This is a genomic window from Pseudomonas sp. AGC41, from assembly GCF_057334555.1.
Genome location: NZ_JBHFJB010000051.1, coordinates 1 through 7828, shown reverse-complemented (window position 1 = coordinate 7828; position 7828 = coordinate 1). Strand labels below are relative to the sequence as shown.

The window sequence follows — 7828 nt, the reverse complement described above, 5'->3', positions numbered from 1 at the left end:
CCCCTCCCACAGGTTGAAAAGAGTGTGATCCAAGGAACTGCGTCAAATCAGGAGACGCCCCAACCCGGCGTCGACAGTGGAACAACAAAAACAATCACTGTGAGGGATACCGCTATGTCTGAACATGTTCAGCCCCTGGAAGCCACGCGCAGCGCAGGCACCAGCCAGGAAACCCAGAAAGTCATCTTCGCCTCGTCCTTGGGGACGGTGTTCGAGTGGTATGACTTTTTCCTCTACGGCGCCCTCGCGGCGGTGATCAGCAAGCAATTCTTCGCCGGGGTGAACGACACCACGGCGTTCATTTTCGCCCTGATGGCTTTCGCCGCCGGTTTCATCGTGCGGCCCTTCGGGGCGCTGGTGTTTGGTCGGCTGGGGGACATGATCGGGCGCAAGTACACGTTCCTCGCAACCATCGTACTCATGGGCCTGGCGACCTTCTGCGTCGGCCTGCTGCCCAACTACGCGAGCATCGGTATCGCCGCGCCGATCATCCTGGTGGTACTGCGCATGCTCCAGGGTCTGGCCCTCGGCGGTGAATACGGCGGCGCGGCAACCTATGTGGCCGAGCATGCACCGATGGGCAAGCGCGGCTTTCATACCAGCTGGATTCAGTCCACCGCGACCCTGGGGCTGTTGCTCTCGCTGCTGGTGGTGCTCGGTTGCCGTTACTTCACCGGTGACCAGTTCGAAGTCTGGGGCTGGCGCATTCCGTTCCTGCTGTCGATCCTGCTGCTGGGCATCTCCACCTGGATCCGCCTGAGCCTGCACGAGTCGCCGGCCTTCCTGAAGATGAAAGAAGAAGGCAAGTGCTGCAAGGCGCCGATCCGCGAATCGTTCGGCAAATGGGAAAACCTCAAGGTGGTGCTGATCGCCCTGTTCAGCATCAACGCCGGACAGGCGGTGACCTTCTACGCCGCGCAGTTCTACGTGCTGTTCTTCCTCACCCAGTTTCTCAAGATGGACCCGGCACTTGCCAATAGCCTGCTGATTGTCAGCGTAGTGATCGGCGCGCCGTTCTTCATCTTTTTTGGCTGGCTGTCGGACAAGGTCGGGCGCAAGCCGGTGCTGATGATCGGCCTGCTGCTGGCGACGGCGCTGTACTTTCCGATCTTCAAGACGCTCGCTCATTACGCCAACCCGGCCATCGACCTGGCGAGCCGCCAGGCACCGATCACCGTCGTCGCCGACCCGGCCACCTGCACCTTCCAGTTCGACCCGGTGGGTAAGGCGCGTTTCGACAGCCCTTGCGACAAGGTCAAGACTTTCCTGGTCAAGCAAGGCCTGCCCTACAAAAGCGTCGCGGCACCGGCCGGCAGCACCGTGCAGGTCAGCGTCGGCGACATGAAACTTGAAGGCTACGACGAAGCCGCCCTGCGCGGCGCGGTGACCCTGGCGGGCTACCCGCAACAAGCCGATGCCCAGCAGATCAACCGGCCGATGATCGTCGCCCTGATCGTGGCGCTGATCATCATTTCGGCGATGTGCTACGGCCCGCTGGCGGCGCTGATGGTCGAACTGTTCCCGACCCGCATTCGCTATACGTCGATGTCGCTTCCGTACCACATCGGCAATGGCTGGTTCGGCGGTTTCCTGCCAACTGTGTCGTTTGCCCTGGTGGTCTACACCGGGGATATTTTCTACGGCCTGTGGTACCCGGTGGTGATCACGGGCGTGAGCCTGGTGGTGGGCATGATCTGCCTGCGGGAAACCCGCAACGTCGATCTGGATACCAACTGAGCACCCATTGGACCCTTTGTGCCGAGGGGGTCTATCCCCTCGCCACAGGTGCTGTGGTCAGTTTTAGTGTACCGAGTGGCTCTTGACCGTGCTCTCCACCAGATCGAGCATCTGCCCCAGCGCCCACGGCTTGGCGATGAACGAGGCCTGGTGTTTGATCCCCGCGCTTTCCGGCGTCTCGAAGCCCGACATGATCAGCAGCGGTATCTGTGGCCAGCGGTCCCCGGTCAGGTTGGCCAGGTCCGCTCCGTCCATCGCACCGGGCATGGTGATATCGGTCAGCAGCAGGTCCACGTAATCGGCGCTCTCCTCCAGGAACGTCAGCGCTGAATCTGCGCTCTCCCGAGGCTCGACGACAAATCCTTCCTCTTCCAGGATTTCGCACAGAAACTCCAGGATGGTCGGATCATCCTCAACGACGAGAATCAAACGTGTGGTCGCCTGTCCGTTGCCCTTCGGCATCGAATTCATGAAAGTGACTCTCCTTGATTCCATTAACTTGCTTTGCGGTTTCAACCGCTCTGCAAGTTATGAGCGATGCCCTTGCGAGAAATTCATTCTGCTTGCGCAGACAACCGCCGGGCGTTGCGCCAAACGGCCCGTTGCAACGCAGCGCAACGTTTTATCTGTATATCCATACAGATAAAGCTTGCCGCGACGGCGATCCCTGACCATGCTAGCGCCCCATGAAACCTGCTTAGGAAGAGGCGTTATGCGGCTGTACCTGTGTGAAAAACCGTCCCAGGCCAAGGATATCGCCGCGGTGCTGGGCGCCACGCGACGCGGCGATGGCTGCTGGCTGGGCGCGAACGTCACGGTCACCTGGTGCATCGGCCACCTCCTGGAGACGGCCCCGCCCGACGCCTACGATGCCCGCTACAAGCGCTGGGTACTGGCCGACCTGCCTATCGTGCCGGCGCAATGGAAGATGACCGTCAAACCGAAAACCGCCAGCCAGTACAGAGCGGTCAAGCGCTTGCTGGGCGAGGCAACGGAACTGATCATCGCCACCGACGCCGACCGCGAGGGCGAGATGATCGCCCGCGAGCTGGTCGAGCATTGCCGCTATCGTGGGCCGATCCAGCGCCTGTGGCTGTCGGCGCTGGACGAAGCATCGATCCGCAAGGCCCTGGCCGCCCTCAAGCCCGGAGCGGAAACCTTCAACCTCTACCACTCGGCCCTGGGCCGCTCTCGGGCCGACTGGCTGATCGGCATGAACATGAGTCGCCTGTTCACGCTCCTTGGGCGTCAGTCCGGCTATCAAGGCGTGCTGCCGGTAGGCCGCGTGCAGACACCGACTTTGCGGCTGGTGGTAGACCGCGACCGTAGCATTGCCGATTTCGTCCCGGTCGCCTACTGGGCCATCGACGTGCGACTGAGCCACGCCGGCACGGCCTTCACCGCCCAGTGGCGCGCCGATCCGGATGCCTGCGACGACCAGGAGCGCTGCCTGAACCAGGCCCTCGCCCGCGATGCCGCACAGGCCATGGGCAATGCCGCCACCGCCCGGGTGATCAAGGTCCGCACCGAACGGCTGCGTGAGGCCGCGCCGCTGCCGTTCGACCTGGGCACGCTGCAAGAGGTCTGCTCGAAAAAGCTCGGCCTTGGCGCCCAGGAAACCCTGGACATTGCCCAGTCGCTCTACGAAACCTACAAGCTCATCACCTATCCGCGCAGCGATTGCGGTTTCCTGCCTCTGAGCCAGCACGGCGAAGCGCCTGCCATTCTGGCCGCCCTCGCCCAGGCCGACCCGGGCCTTGCGCCGCTGCGCGAGCACCTGCAACCGCAACGCAAATCCCGCGCCTGGAACGATGCCAAGGTCAGCGCGCACCACGGCATCATTCCCACGGCCGCGGCGAAGAACCTCGACAAGCTCGCCGGCAAGCAACGGGCCGTCTATACGCTGATTCGCGCGCGCTACCTGGCGCAGTTCCTGCCCAACCATGAATACGACCGGACCCAGGCCGACTTCGATTGTGCCCGCCAGGCCCTGCGGGCCGTCGGCAAGCAGATCATCGAACCGGGCTGGAAACGCGCCTTGCCCGAAGCACTTGCGCCCGCACGCGGCCGCGAAGCACCCGTGCCACAAACCCTGCCGCCGCTGGCCGAAGGCCGCGATTGCAATGTGGACGAGGTGATCCCCAAGGACCTGTGGACCCAGCCGCCCAAGCCGTTTACCGAGGGCGACCTGATCAAGGCGATGAAGAACGTCGCCAAGCTGGTGGAGGACCCGCTGCTCAAGCAGAAGCTCAAGGACACCACCGGCATCGGCACCGAAGCAACCCGAGCCTCGATCATCCAGGGCCTGCTCGACCGGGGTTACCTGGTGAAAAACGGCAAGGCCCTGTCCGCCACTCCAGCGGCGTTCAGCCTGATCGACGCGGTGCCTCGGGCGATCGCCGACCCCGGCACCACCGCCATCTGGGAACAGGCCTTGGACATGGTGCAGAGCGGTGAGATGAGCCTGGAAGAATTTGTCACGCGACAAGCCGCCTGGATGAGCAAGCACGTCGCCCGTTGCCAGGGCATGAGCCTGACCATCAACGGCCCGGCCAGCCCCGCCGGACGTGGCGCGGCGCCGTGGAAGAAAAAACGCAAGCCGGCCAAGCGCAAGGCCGCCGGCGCACCGCGCAAAGCGGCCAAGGCCACCTGAACCCTGCCAGACGCGGTCCCCGTGGCGAGGGAGCTTGCTCCCGCTCGGCTGCGTAGCAGCCCCAAGTAACCTCAGACGATAGCCTGACATATCGCATGCGTCTTTTTTGAGGGCCGCTTCGCGCCCCAGCGGGAGCAAGCTCCCTCGCCACGGGAAACCAATCGCAGCTGGTTTTTCATACCCAAACCATTTTGTCCGACAATATGTAGTGACCAAAAACAATCACTACAAAACCGTTGACGCCTCCGATTTGCCCTTGCATGATGCAGACGTCTCCCCGATCGGGAGTACGGTAAATGTTTGAGCAAGCTCGTCTGACCGCCGAGCTGTTTTTTTCGATAAGGGACTGCCCACAAGGCAGATTGAAGGTGCTGACCTGGCAAGACCGTCCGGTAACAAGGACGAGAAACGCTGGCGATCAATCCTCATGACGCATGGGCTCGACTGTCGAAAGTCGACACTGACCTGAAGATTCTTCGCCGTTTCTCATCGTTGTAGCGCATTTGCGTAGCAGCCCTTCGATAACACTACACAACCGATGCACGACCCCGTCGGACTCGACGGACGAACGCTGACGACCTGTTTTTCGGTAGCAGGCAGGCAATTACCGAACAGCGAAGTTTTGCGAACCACCAGACAGATCAACCAAATGGTCAAGGGGCTTACACATGAATCTGAATAATCAACCATCTATTGATGAACTGGCTCGCATGTTCGCAGCACACCAGGACACCCTGGATAGCCATATCCTGTGGATCAGCAAGACTGGCCAGGTCCATATGGACTGCCTCTCGCCTTTCACCCAGGAAGAAGAATTCGAGAAGAGCCAGGGAGACCTGTGTGCCCGGCTGAAGATGTACCGTCGCGGCCAGGGCTACGTCGGCAAGAAAGCCGCCGCCGACAAAGACTTCATGGGCCGCGTGCTGCAAACGCTGACCCAGGCCTGGCAGTCGGTGCAGAACTCTGCCGAGGTCCGAGTCATCGACCGCCTCTGCTGACATTCCCCAAACACAAAGGCCCGCTCCTGCGTCAGGAGCGGGCCCTTTTTTTGGCTTCTAGAAAACCGACCAGCCGATCCGCTGGCTGAGCAGTTCCAGCGCGGCCATGCCGGCCAGGGAGTTGCCGGCGGTATTGAGTTCCGGCGACCAGACGCAGACGCTGAACTGCCCGGGCACCACGGCCACAATGCCGCCGCCCACGCCGCTCTTGCCGGGCAGGCCGACGCGATAGGCGAAGTTGCCGGCCTCATCGTACAAACCGCTGGTGGCCATGATGGAGTTGACTTGCTGGGTCTGGCGAGCGCTGAGGATCTGCTCACCGCTGTGCTTGCAGAAACCATCGTTGGCCAGGAAGCAGAACGCCCGAGCCAGGTCGATGCAGTTCATTCGCAGCGCGCAATGGCTGAAATAGCTGCGCAACACCGCTTCCACGTCGTTATGGAAATTGCCGAAGGACTGCATCAGATAAGCCATCGCCGCGTTGCGGGCGCGGTGCTGGTATTCCGACTCGGCAACCTTGCCGTCTACCATCACCTGGGGATTGCCCGACAACCGTCGGACGAAATCGCGCATCGACAACGCCGGAGCGGCGAAGCGTGACTGGTTGATATCGCAGATCACCAAGGCACCGGCGTTGATGAACGGATTACGCGGCCGGCCGCGCTCGAATTCCAGTTGCACCAAGGAATTGAAGGGCTGGCCAGAGGGCTCATGGCCCAAGCGCTCCCAGATGGCTTCGCCGGAATGCTCGATGGCCTGCACCAGGCTGAAAACCTTGGAAATACTCTGCACCGAGAACGGCGTCTCGGCATCGCCCGCGCAATAGATCTCGCCATCGTTGCTGTACACCGCAATGCCGAGCTGATTGGCCGCCACGGTGCCGAGGGCGGGAATGTAGTCGGCCACCTTGCCCTGACCAATCAGGGGGCGAACCGCATCGAGGATCTCGTTCAACAGTGCTTGCATGTGCGCAGGGGTCCGGTCATTCCCCGTTCGAGTGCGGGGATACAGACGCTAGACGCTGGTGGGTGGGGTCAGAGCACACTGATTATCTACCTTCAGGCATTTCAATCCTTGTGGCGCTTGTCGTGAAATCCCGCGGTCTATAGTCAAGGATCAACCCGCAGGAGGTAACGATGCGCCAGATCATGCAAAAGGAACCCTGGTGGGCCGCACCGCCCCGGCCTGGGCAGGATGAAAGTGAACTGGAATGGGGCTGGCTGGTGGTCTACAGCGAAGGCGAGCCGCGTTTTGAGTTCATCAAGGAACGTCCCACGGACGAACAGATCCGCCATCGCAAGGGCTGCCGGGTCACGCTCGGGTCCGAGTGACCGCGCTCATGGTTCGATGACCGGCAAGAATACCGGTCGGTTGCTCAGGTCTGCCGCCACCAGGCTATCGTCGATTTGCCCGGCCAGGTAGTACACCGCCGCCATGACCCCGCTGAGGGGATGCCTGAGCGACTTGAACCACGCTTCGTCGAACGCCGCGCTCAGGCTTTTACGGATCTGCGCTTCCATTTCCGGCCGTTCGCCCTCATGGATGATCGCCCGGATGCCCGCCACGCCTACCGAAATCAGCGCCCCTGCGGCCTTCCCGGCGACGGCCGCCGCCGCACCGGTCGCTCCTCGCGTGGCGAACTGCGCCTCGATTTTTTCACTGGTACGTTGCGCCACGGTGGCAATCACGGAGTCCGACGGACCGGAACCAGTGTCGGCGGCTTTGTCGACATGATCGATCAGCGCCGCATAGGCCGGCAGTGTATTGAGCGGTTCGGTGTGGACCATTTCGTACAACGTTGCGTTGCACGTCGCCGGCGGTCCCAGGTTGATGGCCGTAATTGCGTGCAGGCGCCGGTTCATCAGTTCGGTCGGGATTCGGTGCCGCTGAGCAATGACCTGGATCTGTTGGTTGAGCAGGCGCAGGTAATACCCCGTCGCGTTGGCCCGGATCGCTTCGGGATCAATTTACACCGCCACCCGTTCCAGCACCTGCTCGCGATATTGTTCCTGCAGATAACCCGCCAGGCGCCTGGACGACGAGTCCGCCTCGCCCTTGGCGCTTGCCGAATACCAACTGACCTTCACGGCCAGCCACTCCTGGGTCCAGTAGCTGCTGAACCAGGGGATGAAGGCAGCCTCGGTGCGCTCGTAGACCAGCACTCGCCAGTGTTCCATCGATCCGCGCGCATAGAGCTCGGCTTGCTCGGTGGCGCTTTTCGACGCGGCGATGATCTGCCGGTCCGCCTGCCACCAGGTGTCCGGCGCAATAACCACCGGGGCGACCTGTTGGTCGCGCTGCGACGTGGCGCACCCCGCCAGAACGAACATCACGGCCAGCATCAGCGAACGCCGCACGATTGCGCCACCTTGGATTTTTCTCAACCATGGATTGAGTGTAGGCCGTTAGACAAATCAATGTGGGAGGGGGGGGGGGGGGG

General features: G+C 62.0%; 8 protein-coding genes. 4 read left to right on the top strand and 4 right to left on the bottom strand.

Annotated elements, in window-relative coordinates; translation table 11 throughout:
- Nucleotides 1-114: 114 nt before the first annotated feature.
- Nucleotides 115-1737: an MFS transporter gene (locus ACE04F_RS10330; protein WP_486106411.1), complete on the top strand. Its 1623-nt coding sequence runs from the start codon at nt 115-117 to the stop codon at nt 1735-1737.
- Between the two features lie 63 nt (nt 1738-1800).
- On the opposite strand, the gene ACE04F_RS10325 is transcribed toward ACE04F_RS10330, so the two are convergent.
- Nucleotides 1801-2208, bottom strand: coding sequence for a response regulator (locus tag ACE04F_RS10325; RefSeq protein WP_305500247.1), 408 nt, complete (start codon nt 2206-2208; stop codon nt 1801-1803).
- Nucleotides 2209-2449: 241 nt separating this feature from the next.
- On the opposite strand from ACE04F_RS10325, the gene ACE04F_RS10320 reads away from it, so the two are divergent.
- Together ACE04F_RS10320 and ACE04F_RS10315 are read left to right on the top strand one after the other, a co-directional pair.
- Nucleotides 2450-4390 (top strand): DNA topoisomerase III, encoded by a 1941-nt coding sequence (locus ACE04F_RS10320; RefSeq protein ID WP_486106408.1) that lies wholly within the window; start codon nt 2450-2452, stop codon nt 4388-4390.
- Between the two features lie 668 nt (nt 4391-5058).
- Nucleotides 5059-5388 carry a hypothetical protein gene (locus ACE04F_RS10315; protein WP_486106407.1) on the top strand — a complete coding sequence of 110 codons (330 nt, stop codon included), beginning with the start codon at nt 5059-5061 and terminating at the stop codon, nt 5386-5388.
- A 57-nt stretch (nt 5389-5445) separates the two neighbouring features.
- Here ACE04F_RS10315 and glsB read toward each other — a convergent pair whose 3' ends face one another.
- On the bottom strand, nt 5446-6354 hold the full coding sequence (gene glsB, locus ACE04F_RS10310) for a glutaminase B (protein ID WP_434573347.1): 909 nt from the start codon (nt 6352-6354) through the stop codon (nt 5446-5448).
- A gap of 170 nt (nt 6355-6524) precedes the next feature.
- On the opposite strand from glsB, the gene ACE04F_RS10305 reads away from it, so the two are divergent.
- Nucleotides 6525-6719 (top strand): hypothetical protein, encoded by a 195-nt coding sequence (locus tag ACE04F_RS10305; RefSeq protein ID WP_486106404.1) that lies wholly within the window; start codon nt 6525-6527, stop codon nt 6717-6719.
- A 6-nt stretch (nt 6720-6725) separates the two neighbouring features.
- Here the strand turns inward: ACE04F_RS10305 and ACE04F_RS10300 are convergent, their stop codons facing one another.
- Together ACE04F_RS10300 and ACE04F_RS10295 are read right to left on the bottom strand one after the other, a co-directional pair.
- Complete coding sequence (locus ACE04F_RS10300) at nt 6726-7250, bottom strand: hypothetical protein (protein WP_486106402.1); 525 nt, start codon at nt 7248-7250, stop codon at nt 6726-6728.
- A 105-nt stretch (nt 7251-7355) separates the two neighbouring features.
- Complete coding sequence (locus tag ACE04F_RS10295) at nt 7356-7745, bottom strand: hypothetical protein (protein ID WP_486106401.1); 390 nt, start codon at nt 7743-7745, stop codon at nt 7356-7358.
- Between the last annotated feature and the right edge of the window lie 83 nt (nt 7746-7828).

What these genes read in the sequence shown, in the direction of transcription:
- ACE04F_RS10330 (WP_486106411.1), top strand. Translation starts at nt 115, where the DNA reads ATGTCTGAACATGTTCAGCCCCTGGAAGCCACGCGCAGCGCAGGCACC.
- ACE04F_RS10325 (WP_305500247.1), bottom strand. Translation starts at nt 2,208, where the DNA reads ATGAATTCGATGCCGAAGGGCAACGGACAGGCGACCACACGTTTGATT.
- ACE04F_RS10320 (WP_486106408.1), top strand. Translation starts at nt 2,450, where the DNA reads ATGCGGCTGTACCTGTGTGAAAAACCGTCCCAGGCCAAGGATATCGCC.
- ACE04F_RS10315 (WP_486106407.1), top strand. Translation starts at nt 5,059, where the DNA reads ATGAATCTGAATAATCAACCATCTATTGATGAACTGGCTCGCATGTTC.
- glsB (WP_434573347.1), bottom strand. Translation starts at nt 6,354, where the DNA reads ATGCAAGCACTGTTGAACGAGATCCTCGATGCGGTTCGCCCCCTGATT.
- ACE04F_RS10305 (WP_486106404.1), top strand. Translation starts at nt 6,525, where the DNA reads ATGCGCCAGATCATGCAAAAGGAACCCTGGTGGGCCGCACCGCCCCGG.
- ACE04F_RS10300 (WP_486106402.1), bottom strand. Translation starts at nt 7,250, where the DNA reads ATGAACCGGCGCCTGCACGCAATTACGGCCATCAACCTGGGACCGCCG.